Source organism: Candidatus Krumholzibacteriia bacterium, from assembly GCA_030748535.1.
Lineage (GTDB): Bacteria > Krumholzibacteriota > Krumholzibacteriia > JACNKJ01 > JACNKJ01 > JASMLU01.
On record JASMLU010000003.1, the window covers coordinates 1 to 25562 of the forward strand.

Annotated in this window: 15 protein-coding genes; 10 read left to right on the forward strand and 5 right to left on the reverse strand. The window is 58.2% G+C overall.

The window, feature by feature from the left end; genetic code table 11:
• Positions 1-665: hypothetical protein (locus tag QGH30_05315; GenBank protein MDP7021754.1), on the reverse strand; the 665-nt coding region annotated here is incomplete at its 3' end.
• A gap of 128 nt (positions 666-793) precedes the next feature.
• On the reverse strand, positions 794-1660 hold the full coding sequence (locus tag QGH30_05320; protein MDP7021755.1) for a DMT family transporter: 867 nt from the start codon (positions 1658-1660) through the stop codon (positions 794-796).
• Positions 1661-1764: 104 nt separating this feature from the next.
• Here QGH30_05320 and QGH30_05325 point away from each other — a divergent pair, with 104 nt between their 5' ends.
• The 4 genes from QGH30_05325 to QGH30_05340 all read left to right on the forward strand — a co-directional run bounded on the left by QGH30_05325 (position 1765) and on the right by QGH30_05340 (position 6716).
• On the forward strand, positions 1765-2736 hold the full coding sequence (locus QGH30_05325; GenBank protein MDP7021756.1) for a hypothetical protein: 972 nt from the start codon (positions 1765-1767) through the stop codon (positions 2734-2736).
• Entirely contained in the window at positions 2733-3203 is a 471-nt protein-coding gene (locus QGH30_05330; protein ID MDP7021757.1) for a hypothetical protein, read from the forward strand. Before QGH30_05325 ends, QGH30_05330 begins: the two co-directional genes overlap by 4 nt.
• Positions 3196-4884 carry a glutamine--tRNA ligase/YqeY domain fusion protein gene (locus QGH30_05335; protein ID MDP7021758.1) on the forward strand — a complete coding sequence of 563 codons (1689 nt, stop codon included), beginning with the start codon at positions 3196-3198 and terminating at the stop codon, positions 4882-4884. Before QGH30_05330 ends, QGH30_05335 begins: the two co-directional genes overlap by 8 nt.
• Before the next feature lie 191 nt (positions 4885-5075).
• Positions 5076-6716 (forward strand): hypothetical protein, encoded by a 1641-nt coding sequence (locus tag QGH30_05340; GenBank protein ID MDP7021759.1) that lies wholly within the window; start codon positions 5076-5078, stop codon positions 6714-6716.
• A gap of 191 nt (positions 6717-6907) precedes the next feature.
• On the opposite strand, the gene QGH30_05345 is transcribed toward QGH30_05340, so the two are convergent.
• The gene (locus QGH30_05345) at positions 6908-8227 is read right to left on the reverse strand and encodes a citrate (Si)-synthase (protein ID MDP7021760.1); all 1320 of its coding nucleotides are present in this window, start codon (positions 8225-8227) and stop codon (positions 6908-6910) included.
• 286 nt (positions 8228-8513) lie between these two features.
• Here QGH30_05345 and QGH30_05350 point away from each other — a divergent pair, with 286 nt between their 5' ends.
• The 4 genes from QGH30_05350 to QGH30_05365 all read left to right on the forward strand — a co-directional run bounded on the left by QGH30_05350 (position 8514) and on the right by QGH30_05365 (position 14841).
• Positions 8514-8882, forward strand: coding sequence for a hypothetical protein (locus QGH30_05350; protein ID MDP7021761.1), 369 nt, complete (start codon positions 8514-8516; stop codon positions 8880-8882).
• A 73-nt stretch (positions 8883-8955) separates the two neighbouring features.
• Positions 8956-10248 (forward strand): TolC family protein, encoded by a 1293-nt coding sequence (locus QGH30_05355; protein MDP7021762.1) that lies wholly within the window; start codon positions 8956-8958, stop codon positions 10246-10248.
• Entirely contained in the window at positions 10241-11752 is a 1512-nt protein-coding gene (locus QGH30_05360) for an efflux RND transporter periplasmic adaptor subunit (GenBank protein ID MDP7021763.1), read from the forward strand. The genes QGH30_05355 and QGH30_05360 overlap by 8 nt, the downstream gene beginning before the upstream one ends.
• Before the next feature lie 11 nt (positions 11753-11763).
• On the forward strand, positions 11764-14841 hold the full coding sequence (locus QGH30_05365; GenBank protein MDP7021764.1) for a CusA/CzcA family heavy metal efflux RND transporter: 3078 nt from the start codon (positions 11764-11766) through the stop codon (positions 14839-14841).
• On the opposite strand, the gene QGH30_05370 is transcribed toward QGH30_05365, so the two are convergent.
• Positions 14834-17836 carry a CapA family protein gene (locus QGH30_05370; protein ID MDP7021765.1) on the reverse strand — a complete coding sequence of 1001 codons (3003 nt, stop codon included), beginning with the start codon at positions 17834-17836 and terminating at the stop codon, positions 14834-14836. The genes QGH30_05365 and QGH30_05370 overlap by 8 nt on opposite strands.
• 125 nt (positions 17837-17961) lie before the next feature.
• On the opposite strand from QGH30_05370, the gene QGH30_05375 reads away from it, so the two are divergent.
• Together QGH30_05375 and QGH30_05380 are read left to right on the forward strand one after the other, a co-directional pair.
• Positions 17962-20049, forward strand: a complete 2088-nt coding sequence (locus tag QGH30_05375) for an alkaline phosphatase D family protein (protein ID MDP7021766.1) — start codon at positions 17962-17964, stop codon at positions 20047-20049.
• Between the two features lie 166 nt (positions 20050-20215).
• Positions 20216-22444 (forward strand): NADP-dependent isocitrate dehydrogenase, encoded by a 2229-nt coding sequence (locus tag QGH30_05380; GenBank protein ID MDP7021767.1) that lies wholly within the window; start codon positions 20216-20218, stop codon positions 22442-22444.
• Positions 22445-22593: 149 nt separating this feature from the next.
• Here QGH30_05380 and QGH30_05385 read toward each other — a convergent pair whose 3' ends face one another.
• The gene (locus QGH30_05385; GenBank protein MDP7021768.1) at positions 22594-25395 is read right to left on the reverse strand and encodes a FlgD immunoglobulin-like domain containing protein; all 2802 of its coding nucleotides are present in this window, start codon (positions 25393-25395) and stop codon (positions 22594-22596) included.
• Positions 25396-25562: the final 167 nt, after the last annotated feature.

A 25562-nucleotide genomic window follows, 5' to 3' on the forward strand; every position in this document is an offset into this window, starting at 1 on the left:
CACGCCGACGGGCCCGACCCGGCGCCGGCCCGGGCCGCGCCCGGCGTATCGACGCTGCCGGTGATGACACCTGCCGCAGGATCGGAAACATCAACGATCTGCAGGCCGGAGAAGTAATCAGCGACATAGGCGTAGTTGCCTGCGAGGGCAACGCCATAGGCCTCGCCTGGCGTATCGACGCTGCCGGTGATGACAGGTGCAGCAGGATCAGAGATATCAACGATCTGCAGGCCGGAGAAGTAATCAGCGACATAGGCGTAGTTGCCCGAGATGGCAACGCCATAGGCCTCGCCCGGCGTATCGACGCTGCCGGTGATGACAGGTGCCGCAGGATCGGAAACATCAACGATCTGCAGGCCGGAGTTGAAGTCAGCGACATAGGCGTAGTTGCCTGAGAGGGCAACGCCTTGGGCAATGCCCGGCGTATCGACGCTGCCGGTGATAAGAGGCGTAGCAGGGTCGGAGACATCAACGATCTGCAGGCCGGAGAAGTAATCAGCGACATAGGCGTAGTTGCCTGCGAGGGCAACGCCAAAGGCATAGCTCGGCGTATCGACGCTGCCTTCAATTTGCGCAAACTCGCTGTAATCCAGGCAGTCCTGCGCGTTTGAGTAACTTACCGCCAGAAATAGCAGGGAGATGATCACGAACCCGACATTACGCATGACTTGCTCCTTTGGAGAAGAGTAGCAATGCCTATTATAAAACGATGCAGACGGATGCTATCCGATAAGACCACAGAAATCAAGCTTATTGTAGAAACTCAGCTTCAACCGGGATTCTTCTTATGAAATCAAGCTTCCCTCTGTCCCAACTGGCTGGCCAGCATTCCCGTCATCATCAGGGCAGAACCGAGGATCGCGCGAGCATCCAGAGTTTCTCCGAGAAGCCAGATCCCCCCGATCACTGCGAAGACCGCCTCCAGACTGAGGAGAACCGCCGCATGGGCCGGAGGAGCCTTGCGTTGCGCCAGCAACTGAAGGGTGTAGGCCAGGGCGGTCGAAAGAAGCCCCGCATAGAGAAGGGGACCAAGAGCCGCGAGAATCGAAGCAACTTGCAGGGATTCACGAGTCACTGCCACGCCGAAACTCAGAACGGAGACGCTTGCATACTGCACAATGGCCAGACCGAGAACCGAGGAAGCCGAGGACCACTTTCCAATCAGAAGGACATGAAGCGCCCAGAACCAGGCTCCGAAAAAGATCAGTGCGTCGCCGGAGGCAAGGTTCAGGGAACCGCGAACGCTGAGCAGATAAAGTCCGGGCAGGGCCAGAACTACCCCGAGCCAGGTGGAGCGAGCGGTCTTTCGCCCGAAGAATCGACCGAGCAGGGCTACGATCACGACATAGAGCCCCGTGATGAAGCCGGCCTTGCCCGCCGTGCTCGTCACGATTCCCACCTGCTGAAGAGAGGCTCCCGCAAAAAGAACAAGACCCAGAATCAGTCCGCGAGCCGGAAAGGCCGGCAGGGTGGCCGCCGGACTCTTTCTTCGCAGAAGCAAGTGAAAGGGAAGAAGGGCCAGAGCTCCGATCGCAAAGCGGATTCCGTTGAAGGTAAAGGGACCCAGATGCTCCATGCCCAGTCGCTGGGCGACGAAGGCAAAGCCCCAAACCGCAGCGGCGAGCAGAAGAAGAAGGTCGTTATACAGGGTCGAGCGCATGCGCCATTATGGATCGAGCTGAAAAAAAGCGCCACCGGCAAGAGGGATTCCTTCTGGATTTCTGAAGCTTCTGTGGCTACCCTGCTGTGATCAAGGAGTGATGAATGCACAAATATCCCAAGGAAGCCCTCTGGCTCCGTTCCCTGCTCTGGGTTCTGGCCGTCGTTCTCATGCTGGCCTCGGTGGTTTACCAGAAGAGCACGGGACCGACCTATCCCCGACAGGGAAGTTTTGAGCTGGATGGCAAGGTTCACGAGTACCGACTGATTCGCAGCGACTGGTCTATCCTCACAAACGGGGCGGCCAAGGTTGTCCTGCCCGACCCCGGAACCGATGTCGGGGGAAGCCTCTACTGGAAGCGCTTTCGAACCAGGGACGCGTTCATCGAAGTCCCTCTTTCTCACGAGATGGCAAAGCATCGCCGAAACCTCCTTGAGTTCCTGATCGACCTCTTTCGCGGGCAGGCTTCAAAGCCGGAAGAGCCGTCTCTTGTGGGGCTTCTTCCCGCACAGCCTGCGGCCGGGAAACTGGAGTACCGCATCGAGCTTTACGGCTCGTCGAATGAAAGCGTCGAAATCCCGGGCCTGGGCGAAGACAATGTCGTGATCCGTTTCAAGGATCATGTGCCCACCAGTATTCTCCTGCCCCACATCCTGATGATGTTCTTTGCCGTGCTGATCGGCATGCGCGCAGCCCTGGCCGCCATGTTTGCGCCCAGCGGCATGCGAATCTGGAGCTGGACGGCCCTGATCGGCATGACCGCAGGCGGCATGGTACTCGGTCCCATCGTCCAAAAATACGCTTTCGGGGATTACTGGACCGGCTGGCCTTTTGGCGGGGACTGGACAGACAACAAGATGCTCATCATGTGGCTGAGTTGGGTCGTGGCCGCCGCCTTCATCGGCACAAAGCCCCGGGCGAAAGATCTCTTCAATCGCATCATCGTGATCGTAGCCACGCTGGTGATGATGAGCGTCTATCTCATCCCCCACAGCATGGGGGGAAGCGAACTGGACTATGAACAGGTGGACCAGGGCATCGACCCCTCGGATGCCATCCAGACGGGAAAGAAATGAACGCCGCCCAGCTTCATCTGATGCTCGCTCATCTACCCCTGTCGGCGGCGCTCTTTGCCACCGTGCTGTTTCTGGTTTCGATGATCCGTCGCTCGGACACGCACTTTCGTACGGCCGCCTGGACTCTCCTTGTCGGCTGCCTTCTCGGAGTACTCGTCTTTGCTTCCGGCCCGCGGGCCCTTGAACTGCTCAAGACCTTCATGGAACCGAGCCGGGAGATTGCCGACGAACACGCCCTGCTGGGGCAGTTGGCCTTTGCCAGCATGGTACTCACGGGACTTCTGAGCACGGTTGCCCTGCGGCAATTCTCCGGGGATGCGGGGCCCTCGAAACTCCTTCGCCGGGCTCTGCTCTTTCTCTCTCTTGCCCTGGCATTGCTTCTTTCCATCACCGCGCATGAGGGTGGGGAAATCCGTCACGATGAAATCCGCTCGAGCATCGAGGGAAGGGATGTGTCGAATGTGTGAAGAGAAGGAAATCCGCGGGAACTTCATCACGGACATCATCGACGAACACAATCGCAGCGGCCGATATGATGCCAGGGTTCACACCCGTTTTCCCCCGGAGCCGAACGGCTGCCTGCACATTGGTCACGCCAAGAGCATCCTTCTGAACTACGGTCTGGCCCAGCGCTACGACGGCCTCTTCAATTTGCGCTTCGACGACACGAACCCGGAAATGGAAGAGCAGGTCTTCGTTGATTCCGTCATCGAGGATGTAAAATGGCTGGGCGCCGACTTCGGCGAGCGTCTGTATTTTGCTTCCGACTATTTCAACCAGATGTACGACTATGCGCTTCAACTGATAGAAGCGGGCAAGGCCTATGTAGACGACCAGAACGGCGAAGAGATCCGCAAAACCCGCGGCACAGTGACCAGCCCCGGCGCGAACAGCCCCTGGCGTGAGCGAAGTGTGGAGGAAAACCGGGATCTCTTTACCCGGATGCGTGCAGGCGAGTTTGCCGACGGCGAGAAGGTGCTGCGCGCGAAAATCGACATGGCGCACCCGAACATGCTCATGCGCGATCCCCTGATCTACCGCATTCGTCATGCCGAACATCATCGAACAGGCAAGGACTGGTGCATTTATCCCATGTACGACTGGGCGCACGGCCTGGAGGATTCCATTGAAGGAATCACGCAGTCGGTCTGCACTCTGGAGTTTGAAACCCACCGGCCGCTCTATGACTGGTATCTCGACTCCCTCGATGTCTTTCATCCCCAGCAGATCGAGTTTGCAAGACTGAACCTGGCCTACACGATGATGAGCAAGCGAAAGCTGCGTCAAATCGTGGAAGAGGGAATTGTGGAGTCCTGGGACGATCCCCGCATGCCGACAATCAGCGGCATGCGTCGCCGCGGCTACACGCCGGAGGCCATCGCAGAGTTTTGCGAACGCATCGGCGTGGCCAAGTCCGACAGTCTCGTAGACATGGCCCTGCTCGAGTTCTGCGTGCGGGAGGATCTCAACCGCAAGGCTCCGCGCCGCATGGCGGTGTTGAACCCCCTGAAACTCACGATCACGAACTACCCCGAAGACAAGGTTGAGATGCTTCCCGTGGAGAACAACCCGGGGGATCCCGAAGCCGGAAGCCGGGAAGTCCCTTTCCGCCGGGAGCTCTTTGTGGAAAGAGAGGATTTCCGGGAGGAGGCACCGAAGAAGTGGTTCCGCCTGGCCCCGGGAAAGGAAGTTCGCCTGAAGGGTGCCTACTTCGTCACCTGCGAAGAAGTGCTGCGCGACGAATCCGGGGAGATCGTGGAGCTGCTCTGCCGCTATGACCCCGAGAGTCGCGGCGGAGAGTCTCCCGATGGGCGAAAGGTGCGGGGAACCCTGCATTGGGTGAGCATTGAGGACTCCCTGAAAGCAGAAGTACGGCTCTACGACCATCTTTTTTCTGCTATCGAGCCGGGCTCCGGGGGGGACTTCCACGAGGACCTCAACCCGGAATCCCTGAAACTGCTTCGGGACTGTCGCCTCGAACCCTCCCTGGGGGATGCGGAACCCGGAGAAGCTGTCCAGTTCATGAGGCAGGGCTATTTCGTTGTTGATTCAATAGATAGCAGCAGTGATCAAATGGTGTTCAACCGGACCGTGGGACTCCGTGACTCCTGGGCCAAGATCGAGAAAAAGGCAAATAGCCCTAAATAGCACCAAGACAAGTATTTAGGTTCCTTTTGTCCGGTTTTGTAGGACATTGTGGGCAATCTTCGGGATGTCTTGAGTTCCCCCTTGCTTTCTGATAATATCCACGGATCTTCAGAACGGTGTCGGGGTGCCCAGATCTTACTGGAAGGTAGGCATTTCTGTTGCGAACAAACATCTACAGGAGAAGATCTGACATGAGACTTAAGCGACGCATCTTTGCTCCCCTGGCCTTGGCCGCCCTGCTTCTGGGCTTCCTGGGCTGTAGCCAGACGAGTGTTGAGCCCGAGGCAGTTTCCTATGTGCCGATGGGCCTTCCCCTGGGCGACATGACTTCCACGATCAGCGCCAGCGCGGGTGCCCCCCTGGTGGAACTGAACCGGGAACCCTACTGGATGAACTTCTCCCCGGTGGCTCTTCAGTTTGGAGACCAGTCCATTCAGCCGAAGACCATCCTGACGAATGAAGAAGAGACCGAATTCCACAACCTCTTCGGTGTGGGAACTCACCTGAACTTCCGTAGCGAGCCGGGAATGCTGCAGCACAATCTGCTCATCGACCAGCCCATGGATCTCGGAGGAGCAAGCCATCTTGAGGTCGTGGAGGTCCTGAACTTTGAGCCCGGTCTCCAGATCTGGACTCAGGACGGCGAAGTCGAAATCGGCAAGCACACCAACACCCCTGCATGGATCAGCCTCCGGGATGCCGCCGGCCGCGAGATCTTCCACATTCCCGCCTCCGCGGCCTGGGATGTAAACCGGGAGGATTACGCCTGGTCCGAGTACCACATTGAATTCCTTGCCGCCGGACAGCTTCTCCTGAGCACCCGCATCCCCGCGGAGTGGATGAACGATCCCGCCCGCGTCTACCCGGTCACCATTGACCCGACGGTTCGCGACGAGGCCCCTGCGCCCATCATCGCCAGCCTTCAGGTAGAAACCACGGTTCCCGGCGGATGCACGGGACTGGTGTCAGCAACCTATTACAACTATGTCAATGATGTCCTGCGCGTCCGCATCAACTGGGGCGACGGAGAACACAGCATTTTCAATTCCAACCAGCCCATCTACGAGCTTCATGAGTACGCCGAGCCCGGTGTCTACGAAGTGAAATTCAAGGTTCGCGACTTCAACGACCCGCCTCAGGTGACCGTGGAATACCGTGACCTCGTGGTCTGTGGCTATGAAGATGTGGGAAGCGACTGCGGCTTTGTGGAACTGGATGTCTGGATGGACCTCGACTGGGCCGAGGACTGTGACGACTGCGAAAGTGGCGAGGCTAACAATGACACGGGCGAAGCCCTGGGCTTCACCTTTGAGATTGACGGGCAGAGCTTCACTCACTTCAGCGTCGGCTCCAATGGCTACATCCAGTTGATGAATGAAGGGGAAGAGATTCTGGCCTACGGCGACTATGATTCGGTCGGGGGTTTTCTCGAAGGATACGGCTCAGGCAGCTTCGTCTTTGCCCTTCTGGATGACCTGGACCCCAGTGAAGGCACTGGCTTCGGCTACCTTCTCGAGGAAGGCAAGGCCACCTTCTACTGGGATTGCCCGACCTACGATGACGAAGATTATGAATACAGCAACCAGTTCTCCGTGGTTCTTGAGGAAAGTGGTCTCATCCACTTCAACTTCGGGGAATCCGGCTGGGACGGTGGACATGACTACGATCTCTTCACCGGCCTCTGGCTTGCCGATACAGGAGCCCTGGTGGAAATCCAGAGCGGGAACGTTCCGGAAAATGAATGCTGGATCTACCCGGACTTTGGCATTATCAGTCACCCGACGATTGCCCGTAAGGATGTACCCTTGCTGAGAAACAAGGATCTGAAGTAGTTTCCGGAGTTTTCTCTCCTGGCCCGCCCCCCTCGGGGGCGGGTTTTTTTGTCCCAGACCAGGAATTGTAAAGCTATTCCCGAGTTCGGGTTCCCGGGCCCCAAAGAATTCCGCTCCCGCTACTAGTCGAAGAAGCGCCGTGCATGAAAAAGGCGGCCCCGAAATGGGCCGCCTTTTCTATAAACCCTGAATCAGGCCTTGCTTGCGGCTTTCGCCATCTGACCCTCCACCCACTCGGTGGAAACCGACTTGGGACGCGTGATCGGCGTACCCAGGGCACGGTTGAGAATCAGCTGGCTGAGCATCCCCATTACCCGCGAGACCGAGAAGAGAACCGTGTAGTACTCAAACTCGTGAATCCCGTAATGGTACATGAGAGCACCGGAAACTGCGTCCACATTGGGCCAGCAGTTCGCAATCGGGTTCTTGCCCGCGGCCACCCTTTCCTCGGAATACTCACCGAGAACCTTCGGCACCACATTGAAGACACGATCCACCGTCTGGAAGACCGGATCTTCTGGCATGTACTGCATGCCGAACTCGTGGAAACCGGTGAAGCGGGGATCGGTAACCCTCAGGACTGCATGCCCATAGCCGGGAACCACCCTTCCGCTACGAAGGGTTTCCAGGGTAAACTCACGCAGTCCCTCTTCGCTGGGAACACCACCGAAACGATCCATGATCTGGAGAGTCCAGGCGATGCATCCCTGGTTCGCCAACCCGTGCAGGGGTCCAGCCAGTCCGTTCAAGCCTGCAGACACCGCATAATAGGCATCCGACAAGGCGGAACCCACAGTATGGCAGGTGTTTGCGGAAACATTCCCGCCCTCGTGGTCGGCATGGAAGTTCAGGTAGAGACGCATGAGCTTCGCGAAGTTCCCGGCCGGGTCGGCAACCCCCAGCATGTTCGAGAAGTTCGCAGCATAGTCCAGCCCGTGAGTCCAGTGCATCACGCTACCGTGGTTGTAACGAATCCGATAGATCCCCGCAGCAATGACCGGCAGTTTGGCCAGAATGTTCAGGGCATCCCCGAGCATGGCCAGCCAGTAGTCCTCACGCTTCATGCCTTTCTCGTACCAATTCCGGAAAACACTCTCGCGATCCATGATCAGAATGCCGGTCGCGAGCATACACATGGGACTGGTGTCCTTGGGCATGGCGCGAAGTGTGTTCCAGACATACTCGGGAACCTGGCTTCGGCGGTCGAACTCCCGCTGCAGGGCCGCCTTTGCCTCTATGTCCGGTTTTTCTCCGGTGAGAAGGAGGAAGAAGATTTCTTCGGGCCAAAGGTCCTTGATCTCGAGCAGGGGAAAGCCGCGGACGATCAGCCCCGTGTCTGCATTGACCACGGAGGTGTCGCAGATCATGCCCTTGACCCCTCGCATGCCGCCGTAGGCCTGCTTGACGGTCACTTCGGAAATGACGCTGTCGCCATGCTCCCGAATCAGTTGCCGAGTGCGATCCCGGTAGGGGGGGATCTTTTCCATCAGGATTTCCTGAAGAGTCGCCATAAGGAGCCTCCCTGCTGGGTGAGAGGAAAGGACTCACCGTAAAAGTGAGAATATACTGAAAGCCTAGCGATTAAAGACTAAAAGATCAAGTATGAATGCGTTCACTGGCGGGTCGGCACAGAGAGGCCGCCACAGATCTTGAGAAAATCCTTCGATCCAGGTCCGGTCTCTTCTGTCAGTAGCTTTGGGAGAAGGCAGGTACATTCTCAGAAGCACTACCAACTTGTTCCGGGGATCTCCCTGTGCTATCTTTAATAACCATCCTGCAAGAATTCCAAAGAGGATCATGAATCTCTCGAAGCGAAAGACCCTGGCCCTGTTCCTTCCGGCAGCCCTCGTACTGGCGCTGGCCTCCCTGCCCGTGGATGCTGTCAGCGGTCTGCTTGCAGGTCCCGAGGAAAGTCACTGTTGTGACCACGGGCTTGGCAGCGTTGCGCTTCCAGAAGAGCGGGCTCCCGATCTCCCGACCCATGATGACTGTCCGGATGGCTGTTTGAGCTGTTTCCTGCCCTGTTGCGCGGGGTCTGTTTTCCTGCGTAGCACTTCCCTGCTTCCAGATTTACCTCTGGATTCCGCCGGTTCCGCAGCCCCGCAGGACAACGAAATCAACCGGTCTTCCCGCCCTGGAGACATTTTCCACCCTCCCCGCGCCTAAACCCGAATTCAGTCCCGAATCCAATTCTCAGCAGGGTGCTTCTGCTGGAACCCTGGCTTATGGAGGAATTTGCATGGCGCGGATTCTCATTTTGACTATTCTCCTTTTTCCCCTGCTCTCTGCAGCATTGGCAGAGCCATCACCGGAACAAGAGGAGAGGGAAATACAATCGATTCTCGGGAAGGAGCAGATCCTGCTCGAAGATCTGTTTCGACTCGCGGACCTGTCCAACCCGACACTTGCTGCGGCAAAATGTGAGGTTCGGCGCCGAAGTGCCCATGTCGGCCAAGCCGGGCTCTTTCCCAATCCCGGTTTGGGCTATGAGCTGGGAGAGCTTTCGGAAAGCGATCCGGAGAGTCGAAAGGAAAAGTTGTCGCTCTCGCTGCCACTGATCCTCGGCGCTCGTCGAAAAGCGGCGCTGGAGTCCGCTCGCGCTTCCCGGGATGCCGCCTCTTACACCTACGACAGCACACGAAGAGAGATCCTGCGAGATATCCACGATCTCTGGGCGGAGCAACTCTATTTTCGGGAAACCGGCCAGCTCTTTGAGGATCTCCTTCTGATCGCAAACAGCACCCTCAAAATCGCCAGAACCCGCTTCGAGTCCCGGGCGGCCCCGGAGTCTCAGGTGACCCGCGCTCTTCTGGAGGTCTATGAACTGGAAGTGGCGCAACAGCAGATGCAGGAGGATGCCTTGCGATCCTCGGCAGAACTGGGCGCTCTTCTCGGCGGAATCCGCATCCCGCTCGACCGCCTGTCGGGTGACTTCGCTTCCGACACGAGGTTCGGTCAGGAAACCGCAACGGGCGAGTTCCCGAAGCAGCATCCCGGCTTTCGCTCTGCACAAAGAGATGTCGATGCGGCAGAAGCTTCTCTCCGGCAAGCCAGAGCCGCTCGCATTCCAGATCTTGAGCTTTCTGCGGCACTGGAGAGAAACCACGCATCGGAGGAGAACTTTCTGGAATTCGGGATATCCTTGCCTCTGCCTCTCTTCAACCGTAACCAGTGGAAGATTGCCGAAGCGGCCGCCTTGCTGGAGCAAACCCGCAATCGTGCTCTCATCCTTCGGAACGAACTTCTGGCCTCTCTTGAAGTTGCCCGCAAGCGACAGAAAAATCTGCAAGCTCAGTTGCATGCAATCGAAGACCGAATCCTCCCCGCTGCAGAGCGTGGCTTGGTCCAGGCGCAGGAAGGCTACCGGATCGGCCACCTTCCTTTTCTGGAACTCATTGACGCCCAGAACACTCTCGCAAGCACCCGACTGAAAACTCTCGAACTCCGAAAGGACCTCCTCCTTGCCGGGGCAGAATTACAAAGCCTCCTTCCCTCAGGTCCTTCCAATGAAAGTGGGTTTCTCCATGAATAGGACACTCGCCACCTTTGCCCTTCTCTTGCCCCTGCTTCTCTTTGGCTCACTGTCTTGCGGATCCAGTCACACGAAAGAAGGGGACTCTGACCGAAGAGCCGGAGTCGCATTTTGCGAGGAACACCAGATTGCAGAAGCCCAGTGTCCCTATTGTGACCCGAGCCTTGTCCAGATTCTGGGTTTCTGTAAGGAACACGATGTTCCGGAGGCATTCTGTCATCTCTGTAACCCCGCCATGATCCCGGCCTTCAAGTCCGTGGGTGACTGGTGCGAGGAGCACAATCGCCCGGAAAGCCAGTGCGACCTCTGTGGCCTCTCGAGCGACGGAGATCTGCCCGGGCCCACCGACACGGGCAGTACTTCCGAATGGGAACCCGCCTCCCGAAGCCAGCAGCCGCCTACGGTGTACTGCAGGACGCAGGACAAGCTCATTCGGTTTGACAATGCAGAGATCGCCAAACAGGCCGGCCTCGAGTTCAGCAGCGTTGAGTCGCAGAGTATCAGCAAGACCCTGCACTGCAACGCGGAAGTCGCCTACAACGAAAACCGCTATGCACAGATTTCAGCACAGGTGCCCGGCATCGTCAGTGAAGTCCACAGAAATCCGGGGGACACCGTGAAAGAGGGAGACGCGCTTCTCAGCATCACGTCTACGCACCTTGGAGCCGCCAAGGCCGCATACCTTCAAGCTCTGGCCTCTGTCGCACTCTGGCAACGGAACTACTCACAGGTGAAAAAACTTCTCGAGCGCGGGGTCTCCACGGCAAAGGAACTGCTGGAGGCGGAAACTCGCCTTGCGGAGAGTCGAATCGAGCAATCGCAGGCGGAGCAAACCCTGCTGAGCTACGGTCTTTCTTCGGAAGCGGTCGAAACACTTCCAGAGAACAGTGATACAAGCGCACGCTACACGGTCACGGCTCCCTTTGCCGGAGTTGTCGTAAACCGGGATGCAACGATCGGGGAGCTTGTGGATCCCGCAAGGTCACTCTTTGCAATCGCCGACCTGTCCCGCATGTGGGCCTTTATCGACATCCATGAATCGGACCTGCGTGAAATCAGAGAGGGACAGCCCGTTCTGCTTCAGGTGGAGGGGCTTCCCGGAGAAGCCTTTGCCGGAAACATCCAATGGGTAAGCTCTCAAGTCAATCCCGGGACGAGGACACTTCTCGCTCGTGCCGAATTCGACAACAGCCGGAGGCTGCTCCGCGCAAACATGTTTGCCCGGGCGAGGATCACACTTCGCCACCGGGAGTCCGCACTGTTGGTCCCGGAGGACTCGGTGCAATGGGAGGGCTGCTGCAACATTGTCTTTGTGAGGAACTCCGACACGGAGTTTGAGCCACGCAAGGTTCACCTGGGAGTTGCCACCGGCAATGTCTATGAGGTGCTGTCCGGCGTGAAAGAAGGAGAGGATGTCGTGACACAGGGCAGCTTTCTTCTCAAGACCGAGATTCTCAAGGGTAACATTGGAGCGGGTTGCTGTGAAATTGACCCGGGCTCTTAAGGGAGGACCTCATGTTGAATGCAATCATTAGCTGGTCCCTCAAGAACCGTATTCTGGTCATTGCGCTTACGCTTGTCATGCTGATCGCAGGAGTCGCCACACTGCTTCGTCTTCCGCTGGACGCATTTCCCGACACGACACCTGTTCAGGTTCAGGTCAACACAAGCGCCCCGGCACTTTCGCCGCTTGAGATCGAGCAACAGATCACGATTGTGGTAGAGCAGGCAATCGCCGGACTGTCGGGCCTGGAGGGTGTTCGCTCCATTTCGAAGTTCGGGCTGTCCCAGATCACCGTGACATTTGATGATGATACGGACGTCTACTTCGCCCGACAGCTCATCATGGAGCGTTTACAGTCCGTGGAGCTTCCCGAGGAAATATCCCGTCCGGAAATGGGTCCCGTGGCAACCGGGCTTGGAGAGATCTACCACTACTCCCTAAGAAGCACGGAGCATTCCCTGCGGGAACTTACTACGCTCCACGACTGGGTGGTCAAACCCCAGCTCCGTTCGGTGCCCGGCGTTGCCGAGGTCAACACCTGGGGTGGCGAAAAGAAGCAGTATCAGGTACTCGCTGACCCGGCTCTGCTGGTGAAGTACAAGTTCACTTTGGAGGAAGTGCTTCAGGCTCTTGAATCAAACAACCTGAATGTTGGCGGCGGATATCTGGTAAGAGCCGGAGAACTTCATGTCGTGCAGGGCATCAGTCTCACGACAAATCTGGAAGAAATCGGGAAGATCCTTGTCGCCACCCACGATGGTATTCCTATTCACATCCGGGATATCGGGGAAGTTCGCGAGGGGCACGAAATCCGCCGAGGCGCCGCCACGGCCAATGGGGAGGGCGAAATCGTTCTGGGCCTTGGTTTCATGCTGATGGGGGAAAACAGCCACGAGATGTCCTCCCTTCTTCGTGAACGTATGGAGAAAATCAGGCAATCCCTGCCCGAAGGCGTAGAGCTGAACTCTCTCTATGAGCGTTCAAAGCTTGTGGACCAGGTGCTGGACACCGTGCGCGAAAACCTGCTGGAAGGGGCGATTCTTGTCATTGCCGTTCTCTTTGCCTTCCTGGGCAATTTCCGGGCGGGACTCATCGTGGCCTCTGCAATTCCCCTGTCGATGCTCTTCGCTGCGCAGGGCATGATGCGCTTCGGGGTGGCCGGAAGTCTCATGAGCCTTGGGGCCATCGACTTCGGACTCATTGTTGACAGTTCCGTCATCATGGTGGAGAACAGCGTGCGTCGCCTTGCCTCCTCCGACCGGCGAGCATCGGTTCTCGATACCGTACGCGATGCGGCCATCGAAGTGCGGAAGCCCACGATGTACGGGGAACTCATCATCGCAACGGTCTTTCTTCCGGTGCTGACCCTGGAAGGAATCGAGGGGAAGCTCTTCCGCCCGATGGCCCTGACCCTGCTCTTTGCGCTGGCCGGATCCCTCATTCTTTCGCTCACGCTGATGCCGGTTCTTGCAAGCCTGCTACTAAAGGTAAAAAGCAAAGAACGGGAAAACTGGTTCGCAAGGGAAGCAAAGCGTCTCTATGCACCGCTCGTGGCATTTTCCCTTCGTCGGCGCAAGTCGGTGATTGCAGGAGCCTTGGTCCTTCTTGCTGTCAGTGCCACACTCATTCCCTTTATCGGTTCGGAGTTCATACCGCGACTCTCCGAAGGCGACATTGTCATCAATGCAGTGCGGCTCTCCGGGATTTCCCTCGAAGAATCGATTCGCTATGGCAGCCAGATTGAGAAAGTGATTCTGGAACAGTATCCGGACGAAGTGAGTCATGTCTGGTCCCGCACCGGAACGGCCGAGGTGGCAACTGATCCGATGGGTGTTGAACTCACGGACATCTACATTTCACTCACTCCCCGAAGAGAGTGGACGCAAGCAGGAAGTCAGGATGAACTTGTCGACCTGATGAGCGAAGAGTTATCAAAGCTGCCCGGCATGAGACTCGTGTTCACCCAGCCCATCGAGTTGCGGATGAATGAAATGGTTGCCGGTATCCGAACAGACATCGGAGTCAAGATCTTCGGGGACGATCTGGATCAACTCAGAAATATCGCCATCCAGGTGGGTGCGATTATCGACGGTATTGAAGGAAGTGCAGACCTTTATGTGGAGCAGATCACGGGGCAGCCTGTGCTCCAGATTCAGGTAAAGCAGGACGCTATCGCACGCCATGGTGTGTCCGCAGAGCAGGTCCTTGCCTATGTAGAAGCCATCGGCGGAGTGGTCGTGGGGCAAGTGCGAGAGGACCAAAGGCGCTTTGATCTTGTCCTCCGCTTGCCCGGGAAATACCGAAGCAAACCGGATGCCGTTCGACAGATTCTCGTCTCCACGGAAACCGGCGGACAGATTCCTCTCTCTCAACTGGCGGACATTCGACAGATCGAAGGTCCGTCCACCATCACGCGGGAATGGCAGCGCCGGCGCATTGTGGTTCAGTGCAATGTTCGGGGACGGGATGTCGGGAGTTTCGTTGAGGAAGCCCGAGAGCAAATCGCAGAAGAGATCACCCTGCCCCAAGGCTATCATGTCAGCTTTGCCGGACAATTCGAACACATGGAGCGCGCAAGGTTGCGACTCATGTTCGTCGTCCCACTAGCGCTTCTTCTTGTCTTCTTCCTGCTCTACAGCAGCACGAAGTCCCTGCGCGATTCTCTCATCATTTTCACCGGCGCTCCTTTTGCCGCTTTGGGAGGACTTGTTTCTCTCCTGCTGCGCGGGATGCCCTTTACCGTTTCCGCCGGTGTCGGATTTGTAGCCGTATCGGGAGTGGCCATGCTGGCCGGACTGGTCTTGGTGTCCACCATAAGACGATTGCTGGATGAAGGGGTGGATCTTGAAACGGCCATCGAGCAAAGCGCTCTCATGCGCCTGCGCCCGATCCTCATGACGACCCTGGTGGCGGCTCTGGGTTTTGTCCCCATGGCCCTGAACACCGGAATTGGAGCGGAAATCCAGCGACCCCTGGCAACGGTAGTCATCGGAGGGGTTCTCTCTGCAAATGTTCTTACCCTGCTTGTGCTGCCGGCCATCTACCGTCTGTTTGGAGCTTCGGTGGATATAAAGAAGACGACTACTTGAGAAGAACCAGTTTCCGGGACTGCAGATCTCCCGATTCGGTCTTCAGGCGGGCAAGATAGATTCCGCTGGGAAGCCTGCGGCCGCTCTTGTCCCTGCCCGTCCAGAGGAAGTCATGGCTTCCACCTTCCAGGGTTCCCTGGTGAAGATCCAGGATCCTCCGCCCGCGGACATCGTGGATGGACAAGTCGACCCGGCCCCCGCCTTCTGGGATTTTCAGGCGCAGGCGGGTTTGCGGATTGAAGGGATTCGGCCAGGGCGCGAGCAGGGTTGCTCGAGCAGGCAGTTCCGGGGGAAGGCTAGAAGTAAAGGGCGAGCCAAAGAGGGTTTCCTCAAAATGGAGCACCACCGAACCGGACGGTGCTGAAGACGAGCGAATCTGAAGATAGCGATAGTTGTTCGGAGCCGGGATTTCCAGAGCAAGAGGGCCCGGCTGCCAGGGCTCCCATTCGATGCAGGCCAGTTCGTCAAACCATGCGCGAGCAATGCCTGAAGTCGCTTCTTCCAGGTGACATCGCATTTCGAAATAGCTCGCATTGACAGGAGTTGCAAGTTCACGGAATTGCTCCTGCCAGTCCGAATCCCCCGAAAGGGGAAGCGCCAGATCCGTGCTGCTCAGTGGCGAAGAGGAGTAACGACCCTCGTAGAAGCGGAACATCATTTTCGCGCCATCGGCATTCTGGGCCTTCAGGAAGCCGCGCGCGCTGTGTCGCTTTTCAGGATCGCAGGGAAGGTGCTTCTCAAGGTCCGTTCCCACCGAGGACCCTGCGCCGGACTCCCGGCGAAGCGCCAGAGAGCGCTGACCCTTCCAGGACTCGGTGTCGTCAAGCCACTCGTCGGCCGTGTTGTCATCCCAGAAGCTGGCCCCTTCCTCTTCAAATCCTCCATGCCAGAGAATCTCCCGCCCCCAGGAGACCTCCCACTGTGAAAGACCTTCCACGGAAACCAGCCTTGAAAGGCAACCCTCGCCGGGAAGTTCCAGAGGCGGGCTCTGATAGTAAGTTCCCTGCTCTTGCAAGGTGGTGGTCACTGTCGCCGGGAACACCGTGCTGTTCACCTCATCAGGATTCAGGTGGATGCGACCCTCCACGGAACCGGGAAGGGGAGAAACCAGAACGCCCATGTCCCGGGAATAATCCGCCAGACGATCCCGAATTTCGCGAGCCAGGTTCCCCGTAACAGGCTGGGGAATCCAGTCATCAATCCAGGAGGGCGTGAAACGATATCCCACGATTCCCTCCGCAGCAATTTCCATGGTCAAGACCATGGTCGGCATGGTCTCGGGGTAGTAGAGGTCGAAGATGAAGTTGCCGAGACTGTGGGCAATCAGTTTCCCCTGATAGCTCTCGAAACCCTGAAGAACATGAGGGTGATGGTTGATCACTGCATCTGCGCCCATGTCGATCGCCATACGTCGAAGCGCGCGATCTCCCTCGCTCGGCTCCACGCGAAAGTGGAAGGGCTCATCGTCTTCGTGAATAACACTGACCTCAATCGGCGGCTTGCCATGAAAGTGCCCCGCTCGATCCGGGGGGGCCGTCTCATACTCACTCCCACTGTGTAGCTGAAGGATGCTCAGATCCGCCACCGGTCGACTCTCTTCGAGCGCCTTCTCCAGGTTCTTGGGAATCAGAGAACCGAAACCGGGTTTGCTTCGTCCCGCATCGAGAAAAGGCTGGTAGTTCCAAAGACGCCCATCGCGGTTGCACATGGAAAGAAAGGCGAGAGAGAGACCCTTTCTCCCGAGGATCTTCGGTCGAAGGGCGAAATAGTCATCTGTGCCCGCTCCCACCCAGGGAATCCCCACCGAATCCAGCAGAGCCTGGGTCTGCAGCATTCCCGCTTCCCCGTAGTCGATGATGTGGTTGTTGCCAAGATTCGCAAGATCGACACCCGCGTAGACAACCCCCTCAATGTTCTCCGGCCTGCTTCGAAAAACCACGCTCTTGGTCGGATGCGGGGATCCCTGATCCGTGTAGGAAACTTCCAGGTTGCAGACACTGAGGTCCGCGGCATCCCCGAAGATGGGCATCGTGGGCGCAAAGAGAGCCTCGATCCCATGAGTGTCGATAATGCCGCCGGGACTTTCATAGGAACGCCCCGTCATGATGTCTCCCACAAAGTTCACCGTAAGCGGAAGGTCTCCCTCACCGGAGTCCACGGCCACCTTGCAACTGTCTACTCCCGACAGCCCCTCCGGGTCAAAAACCTCCAGAGTCACCGTATAGGGATGCCCCGCTTCCACGGTGAACTCGTGCCAGGGGTTTTGCTCGCTGCTGAAAGTCCCGTCCCCGAAATCCCAGGCAAAATCATGAGACTCCGAGTCCGGATCGCTGACCAGTCCGAGAAACTGGATCCCCAGTCGAACACGATTGGGGGAAACCCGCTGGCTGTGCCTGATCAATCGCTGGATTTCCGCCACCGGTGCCACCGGCAGATCTGCACTCACATCCAGAATCGCATCGAAGACCGTGGCTCCACTCGGCCCTGCATCGTCGTCGTTGATGTAGAAGAGACGGTCGATCGTGGCTCCACCCTCTCCCCAGGTCGCCCTCCAGTCCTCCCCGACGGGAAGGAGGTAGGTCTTCCATTCATAGGGAGAAAATGCCCCCTGATACACCGTCCACCATTTGCTGGCCTGGGGAAGTTGGTCTCCTGAAACCGTGTAGAGAAGCTCCCGGCTGCCGTCCCCAATACCGATGGCCTGCATCTCGCCGATGCCTTCCACATAGACGGCAAGCTGAAGGGTCATCGAATCCTGTAGGGAGAAAGGCGGGATCATCTGCTGTTTCCAGCTGTTGCCGAAGATGCGAAGCGCGTAGTCGGAGTTGTCCCAGGTGTTCAGCGTCGTGAGCTCCCAGGAAGAAGGCGCCTGATCCTGCCCGGGATAGCTTTCGAGAATGACGGAACCCGACTCAAAGTCCTCGATCACAGTCGAAGCCAAGGTGAGCCCGACGCAAAGCGACAGGGAAAGCAGGATTGTCAGAATTCTTGTCATGGTTGGCCCCGAGTGTTTTCATAGTATAGCACAGGCGACAGGAAGAAATGCACTTGGCTTTTTCTGGTTCCCGCGCCTTCCTGTGTTACACTGCGGCGGTGATGATTTCCCCTCCTGGAGGATTCATGAAACTCTCTCTCGTTCTCTTGCTCCTGCCACTCCTTGCGCAAGCTGCCATTACTCATGGTCCCGTAGTCGGTGCGGTCACTCACGAGTCCGCTCGAATCGTGATCCGCACAGACAACTCCAGTACTTTCCACTTCGAACTCAGTCCGGTGATTGACGACTACTCTCTCGCCATTGTCTCCACGGAGGTCACGACATCCTGGAGCGAAGACTACTTCGGCATTGTGGATGTGTCGGGTCTCGAAGCGGGGGTTCTGTACTCCTATCGTGCCATTCTCGATGGAGAAGCGACGGAAACTCTGGGCAGCTTCCGAAGTTTCCCGGAGCCGGGAAGCGTGCCGGAGTCTTTTTCCTTCGGCTTCGGCAGCGGGCAACAGAATGTCACGGATGGCGCCTCCAATGACGGCAGGATCTGGGCCGAAGTGGACGCAGCCGATCTGGACTTTTTCGTCCACCTGGGAGACTGGACCTATCCCGACTATGCCTGGGAAGTGGATCACGGTTTCCCTCCCTACTTCCACCAGGTCCCGGGGCGCGTTACGGAGAGTTACAAGACCCGCTACGACCCCGACTATCCCATGAATGAAATCTTCGACACCCTGCCCCTTGCCTATGTCTACGATGACCACGACTACACGCACAACAACTCCGACGGTTCCTATTCCGAGAAGTTCAACAGCCTTCAGGGCTACCTGGACTGCTTCCCGGGCTACCCTCTGCCCAATCCGGAAGAAGGGGTCTTCCACAGCTTCCGATATGGAAATGCCGAGTTCTTCATGCTCGACACTCGCACGCAACGAGATCCCAACAGCAATGGATTCCGCTACCATGAGGAATGGTTGGAAGATCCCTCCGTCAAGATCCGCTTCGATCCGGATGAATCGCATCGCCTTCTCGGAGAGACCCAGATGAACTGGCTCCTGGATGCGCTCGCCAGTTCAGAGGCCACCTGGAAGTTTCTGGTTTCCACGATGACCTGGAACCCGGGCAACCGGGCTGTTCTGGAACTGGCGGCCAGCTTTCAGGGCGACCCCCGTTTCGATCCGGTGGACACACCGATCGGTTCCTACTCGGCCGCTACGGTTGCCATTGAAGCATCCGACGGCGGGAGCGGCTTTCCCTCTGTCGCCGAGCGGCTTGTCGATGGAATCGTGGAGAATCAGGTGGAGAATGTGATCTTCATCACCGGGGACTCCCATACGGTTGCCATCGACAAGGGAGAGAACTCCCTGATCCCCGAAATCATGGCGGGCGGGCTCGACAGAACCAACTCCATGGTCGTCGCCTACCAGGAAGTCTTCGGTATCTTCACCTGGAGCGGAGAAGGCCAGCACATCTGGCAGGGGAACTTCGACGAACACTATGGAAAAGTCACGGTCAATGGCGACGAGTCCGTTCTTCTTGAGGCCTATGACCCGAACGGAAATCTCATTGCAAGCCACACGCTCGAGGAGGGCTTTTTGCCCGAGAAGGTCAACCTGACGGTTTCCACCTCCGGCTATGATTTCGGTGAGGTCAAGGCAGGCTACAGCGCCAGTTTCCCGATTTCCCTCATCAACACGGGAGCCGATCCCCTGGAAATCCTGTCCCTGAGCGATCCGGGTGAGTTCTTCTCCCTGCGGGGACTGGACATCGACATGAACGAGGAACCCGAACTCAGCACGCCTTTCACGCTATTGCCGGGAGAAAAGCAGGTGCTCGGATTCGGCTTTGAGCCCCAGGAAGAGGGTGCCTACGATACGGACATTCTGATTGAGAGCAACGACCCCGATGGCGTTCAACTCATCCATCTATCGGGAACCGCGACGGAGGCCGACTCCCTGCCGGGCCCGCTTCTTTCCCGGAACTTTCCGAATCCCTTCAACCCGGAAACCTCGATCCACTTTCGCATTGCCGAGCGGGGACAGGTTCGCATTGACTTGATGGATGTGCGGGGGCGCAGGGTCGATGTCATTCTCGATGAGTTCCGCGAAGCCGGAGCCCACGAGATTGACTATCGCCCGGACGCTCTCTCTTCCGGACTCTACCTCTATCGCATTGAACATCGGGGGCAGGTCATGGTTCGGCGAATGATGCTCCTTCAGTAGGGCTTGGCTTATCAAAGCTTCACATGCCTCCGTGTCTCTCCACCCAGACAGGCCCAGTAGTTTCCGCGGCGAAATGGGCCGCAGATGCGGATTTCCCGTGGGTAAGGCTTGCAAATCAGGGGAAAAACCTCTTTTTCAGGGAGAATCCCACTGTAGAGGAGCACTCATGGCAAGTTCGAAAATCATGTGGACCATTGTCGATGAGGCTCCGGCCCTGGCCAGCTTCTCCCTTCTGCCCCTTCTGCGTGCCTTTACCCAGGGCACGGGAATCGAGATAGAGACCCGCAATATCTCGCTCGCCGGAAGGATCTGCGCTCTCTTCCCCGAAAGGCTCCCGGAAGAACAGCAGGTGCCGGATGATCTGGCGGAGCTCGGGAAACTGACCCAGAGCGACGAGGCCAACATCGTCAAGCTCCCGAACATCAGTGCAACGGTTCCCCAGTTGCAGGATGCCATCCGGGAATTGCAGAGCCATGGCTACGACATTCCCGACTATCCGGAAGAGGTTCACAGCGAAGAAGACCGGGAACTGAGAGAGCGTTTCTCGCGGGTTCTCGGTTCTGCCGTCAATCCCGTGCTTCGGGAAGGCAACTCCGATCGTCGTGCGGCGATTTCCGTGAAAAAGTTTGCCCAGAAGAACCCTCATCGCATGATGAAGGACTGGCCGGAGTCCGGTTCGAAATCGCGCGTAGGTCACATGAAGGAAAAGGATTTCTTCGCCTCCGAAAAGTCCCACACGCTAGTCGGCGATTGCCGCTGCAGCATTCTCTATACAGACAAGGAAGGCAAGAGCAGCACGGTTCGGGAAGACCTGAACCTGCTTGACGGTGAAGTGATCGACAGCTCCACGATGAATGTCGCCGCCCTGAGAGCCTATTTTGCCGAAGAGATGGAAGCTGCCAGGGAGGAGGGACTTCTTCTGTCCCTGCACCTGAAGGCCACCATGATGAAAGTCTCCGACCCGATCATGTTTGGCCATTGCGTGTCGGTCTATTATCAGGAAGCCTTGGCAAAACACGCTGACGCCCTCGAAGAGGCGGGAGTAAACCTGAACAATGGGCTGGCCGATCTCTTCGAGAAGATTCAAAAGCTCCCCGAAGAACGCAGGGAAGCTATCGAGAAAGATATCGAAGCGGTCTACCAGACTCGCCCGCCGCTTGCCATGGTGGATTCACGCAAGGGCATTACGAATCTTCATGTTCCCAACAACATCATCATTGATGCCTCCATGCCCAATGTTGTTCGCGATGGCGGGAAGATGTGGAACAGGGCTGACGAGCTTCAGGACACCCTGGCCCTGATCCCCGATCGTTGCTATGCGACCATGTATCAGGAAATCATCGAGGACGCTCAGCGGAATGGCCAATTCGATCCGTCCACGATGGGAAGCGTGTCCAATGTCGGACTCATGGCAAAGAAAGCCGAAGAGTACGGCTCCCACGACAAGACCTTTGAGGCTCCCGCTGATGGACACTTCCGCGTGATGGATGAGCAGGGCGAAGTGGTCCTGGAGCAGGCCATGGAAAGTGGCGACATCTTCCGCATGTGCCAGACCCGGGACGAGTCGATTCGCGACTGGGTGAAACTGGCGGTTCGCCGTGCAAGGGATTCGCAGACTCCCGCAGTCTTCTGGCTGGATGAAGCCCGGGGCCACGATGCTGAACTCATCCGGAAGCTAAAGACCTATCTGCCCGAGCATGACACGGAGGGCCTGGAAATCCACATCCTGAGTCCCAAGGATGCCATGCGCTTCAGCCTGGAGCGAATCCGCCGCGGGGAAAACACGATTGCCGTGACCGGAAATGTGCTTCGTGACTACCTCACCGATCTGTTTCCCATTCTGGAACTCGGAACCAGTGCCCGCATGCTTTCGATTGTGCCCCTGCTCAAGGGAGGCGGTCTCTTTGAAACCGGTGCCGGAGGCTCTGCCCCCAAACACGTTCAGCAGTTCCTCTCAGAAGGCCACCTGCGCTGGGACTCCCTGGGGGAGTACTGCGCTCTCGTTCCCTCTCTTGAGTTGATCGCAAGGCGCGGAAACGGGAAGGCAGGAGTTCTGGCCTCCACGCTGGATCAGGCGATTGGCACTTACCTGGAAATGGAAAAAACTCCGTCCCGCAAGGTCCAGGAACTGGACAACCGGGGAAGCTCCTTCTATCTCGCTCTCTACTGGGCGCAGGCTCTGGCCGCACAGGATGAGGATGCCGAACTGAAAGGTCGTTTCCTCAAAGTGTCCGAAGAACTCACAAGACAGGAAGAGCTCATTGCTTCGGAGCTTCTCTCCGCACAGGGGCAGGCCCAGGACATCGGTGGCTACTTCCAGCCGGACGCAGGGCTTGCAGAAAGAGCCATGCGGCCCAGTGCCACGCTGAATGCGATTATCGACGCTCTCTTGTAGTCAGTCTGGCGTATGAGGATCCGCTTTGCGCTGCGGCTCCTGTCGGAAGCCTGCAAGCGGAGGAAGTGAGCCCCGGGCCTTGCCGGATACCGGAGTCGCCGGTGGCTCGCCGGCGGCATGTAGACCGGTTCGTCGGGCCGGTCGCGATTCTATCTCAAAAGCAGAAGCTTCCCGCTGGCTGCCGCGCCGGCCGCGCTCAGGCGGAGCAGGTAGATTCCGGAGGTCATCCGCTCGCCGCGCTCGTCCCTGCCGAACCAGGCCAGACTGTTCTCGCCGGTGCCGGCCCGCGGGACCCTCCTTCGGATGACGAGCCTCCCGCGAACGTCGTAGATCCCGAGTTCGACCGGCGCGGGTGCCGCGAGGGTGTAGCGGATGTCGGCGCGCGTGCCCTTCCAGGTCGCCGCAAGCAGGTGAAGGCCATTCCATCCGCCGGAAGTCCCCGCTCCCGTGGATCCACCCAGGGAATCGGTCCGCAGCGTCCAGAACTGCATCCCAGCAGTGCCGATGCCGAGCCGGACGGGATCAAGGGGGCTGAACTCAAGTGCCTGCGCACCGAGTTGGGCTATGGGCGTGCCGTAGTTCAGTCTGCTCCAGCCTTGATCCCCGGCCAGGTTGAAGACCCACAGTCCTTCGCTAATCTGGAAGCGCGAAGAATTCTGTGAGGCGAAGACGATATCCGCATTGAGGGGATCGACGGCCAGGGCCTGAATGTCGGTCAGCTTGCGGTTCGCGTCCATCTCTGACCAGCCGATCCCGAAGAAGGGCAGCTCGAAGCCGAAGGAAGGACTGTCCCCGTTGGCGATGACCTGCCAGTCCTCGGGCGCGCCCACCGGATCCTCGCAGCGCAACACGCCCCCATAGCCCATGCCCTGCAGCCCGCGGGTTCCCGCATAGAGGCGCGTGCCATCGGCGGACTGCGCAAGGGACTGGAAGTTCTTCCAGTCGCCAGTCACACCGAAGACGAGTTGCCACTGGTCTGCTTCGGGCGAGTCAAGCATGTAGATACCACCGGGCCCGTCTCCCTGGGGGGTCTTGAGCAGTTCGCTCGAGAGAAAGATCCGCCCGCTCGCCTCGTGATGCAGGACGCAACTGCCGAGCGCATTCCAGCCGTAGCCAAGCCCCAGACCGGAGTTCACGGTCTCCCAGCTCCAGTTGCCTCCCTCGTAGCGTCCGCGTAGAAGACCCGTGGCCGCGAGGGTGGATCCGGGTCCCCAGGGACCCGACGATTCGAGATAGGGCGCGAAGATCACGCTGTCGCCGGCGAAACAGAAGGTCGGAATGAACTTGTTCTCGGTCTCGAGATCGCGCGTAAGGTTGATCCAGTTCTCGCTCTCTCCGGGCCAGGCGCGCATGATCTTGCTCGGCGCACCATGGTGAGTGATGTCGGTACAGAGAATGAACAGGCCGTCCTCGCCCTGGCCGAGCCAGTCCGGGCGCACGACGATTTCTGCTACCTCACGATTGTAGGCGGCATCGGTCTCATGCGTCGTGTCGCGGTCCACCAGGGGATAGAACCACTTCCAGCCGTCCAGTGAGGAGTCGCGACTGATCAGGGCACCGAGATCGGCATTACCCAGCACTGCACGACCGTCATCGAGGAAGCCGATCGCCTGCGTGACCAGTTCGTCATAGCCGAGGCTTTCCGCCCAGTCGCCATTGACCTCCGAGTAGCACTGCCGCCAGGCGTGGCCGCCGTTCTCACTCAGATGCAGCCTGCCCTGGATGCTCAGCAACAAACGGTCGGGATTGGAGGGGGCGATCTCCGGCGGGAAAAGGATGTTCCCCTTCCAGAGCGTCAGCCAGCCCGGATCCAGGGGCGACAAGGCGCCTGCGGCATCGGCCTGCCAGAAGGCCTCGTCGGACTCCCTCCAGACCTTGTGCATCCATGTGCAGTCAGAGCCGGGTTCGTCGGGCGAAAATTCGGCACGATAGAGACCTCCCCGCCTGTCGAGACCGTCACGCGCGGCCAGATAGAGGATATCCTCTGCGCCCCCCTCGCCTTCGACGACTCCCAGATAAGCGAAGGCCTGGCTGCTCTGCGATCCCGTCTGCGCCATCGTGAAGCCGTCGGGTTCCAGAGGCGTGCCGTCGCCCAGCCATTCCCAGACAAGATTTTCTCGGAGGTCCGCGATCCGGTAGAGTCCGCTCGGCGCAGCCGCTCCCGGCATGCGTACCATGGCTGCGTATAGGCTGCCGCGACGGGTCATGCGAAGGTTCCAGCAATCCAGACCATAATCTGAATAGAGCATGTCGGCGATGCTCATCCATACCGAACCGTCGTAGAGGAAGATTCCCTCCGGTGTGGCGACGGCAACATGATCTACGCCGTCGAGCTTCCTGCAGGCCACGTCGCGCGCACATCCGAAGCGGCAGTCGCCCAGAGGCGAGGGTAGGGGCGCGGGATCGGAGGGATCCAGGCTCCACACGCTCCACTGATCCGCAGGTCCTCCGCTCCAGGGCAGAAAGAGGCTGTCGGCCAGGCCTGGATAGCTCTCGAACTCCTCTGTCTTGCCCCAGCGGAACCTGCCCGCACCTGCTACGAGCCGGTCAAACTCGAGGTTCACATCCAGGCTGGCGAAGGAGATGACATCTGGCCTGTAGAACAATTCGGAATCGAAGGTGAAATCCGGAGGCGGTGTGAGCCACTCCCAGGCACCGTCCTCCCGCGCTCTGAAGAGCCCTCCTCGCGTGGCCGCATAGAAACCCGTCCAGCCCTCCGCATCGACGCCGATCAGGTCCTCGATGTAGTTGCTTTGCGCCTCGTGAATGTTGGCGAGCCCTTCGTTCCAGGGATACCAGTTTGTGCCTGAATCATCGCTGCGGCATATGCCGGAAACGTCCAGTCCTATGACCAGAACGTCCGAATCGACGGGATGGAAGGCACCTGCATGCAGCCAGCCCGCACCGCCTGCTCCGTGGCGCAGCGGCTGGGCGAGGCAGGAGATCGCCATTATGGACAGTATTATGGTGATTCGTGTTACCATGAATCCCCCTTCGATCTGCGATTCTTAATTATACAGGATCTGCCGACATTTATGGGCAACACTGGATACTCGGCTGCATCTTCCATGCCGGAAGCCTCTTACAGTCCTCAACGGACACAGGCTGATCGGGGGAT

Bases quoted from the DNA above. Each gene is read 5' to 3' on its own strand.
- QGH30_05375 (MDP7021766.1), top strand. From the start codon at position 17,962: ATGAAACTCTCTCTCGTTCTCTTGCTCCTGCCACTCCTTGCGCAAGCT.
- QGH30_05380 (MDP7021767.1), top strand. From the start codon at position 20,216: ATGGCAAGTTCGAAAATCATGTGGACCATTGTCGATGAGGCTCCGGCC.
- QGH30_05320 (MDP7021755.1), bottom strand. From the start codon at position 1,660: ATGCGCTCGACCCTGTATAACGACCTTCTTCTTCTGCTCGCCGCTGCG.
- QGH30_05345 (MDP7021760.1), bottom strand. From the start codon at position 8,227: ATGGCGACTCTTCAGGAAATCCTGATGGAAAAGATCCCCCCCTACCGG.
- QGH30_05350 (MDP7021761.1), top strand. From the start codon at position 8,514: ATGAATCTCTCGAAGCGAAAGACCCTGGCCCTGTTCCTTCCGGCAGCC.
- QGH30_05330 (MDP7021757.1), top strand. From the start codon at position 2,733: ATGAACGCCGCCCAGCTTCATCTGATGCTCGCTCATCTACCCCTGTCG.
- QGH30_05335 (MDP7021758.1), top strand. From the start codon at position 3,196: ATGTGTGAAGAGAAGGAAATCCGCGGGAACTTCATCACGGACATCATC.
- QGH30_05325 (MDP7021756.1), top strand. From the start codon at position 1,765: ATGCACAAATATCCCAAGGAAGCCCTCTGGCTCCGTTCCCTGCTCTGG.
- QGH30_05340 (MDP7021759.1), top strand. From the start codon at position 5,076: ATGAGACTTAAGCGACGCATCTTTGCTCCCCTGGCCTTGGCCGCCCTG.
- QGH30_05385 (MDP7021768.1), bottom strand. From the start codon at position 25,395: ATGGCGATCTCCTGCCTCGCCCAGCCGCTGCGCCACGGAGCAGGCGGT.
- QGH30_05360 (MDP7021763.1), top strand. From the start codon at position 10,241: ATGAATAGGACACTCGCCACCTTTGCCCTTCTCTTGCCCCTGCTTCTC.
- QGH30_05370 (MDP7021765.1), bottom strand. From the start codon at position 17,836: ATGACAAGAATTCTGACAATCCTGCTTTCCCTGTCGCTTTGCGTCGGG.
- QGH30_05365 (MDP7021764.1), top strand. From the start codon at position 11,764: ATGTTGAATGCAATCATTAGCTGGTCCCTCAAGAACCGTATTCTGGTC.
- QGH30_05355 (MDP7021762.1), top strand. From the start codon at position 8,956: ATGGCGCGGATTCTCATTTTGACTATTCTCCTTTTTCCCCTGCTCTCT.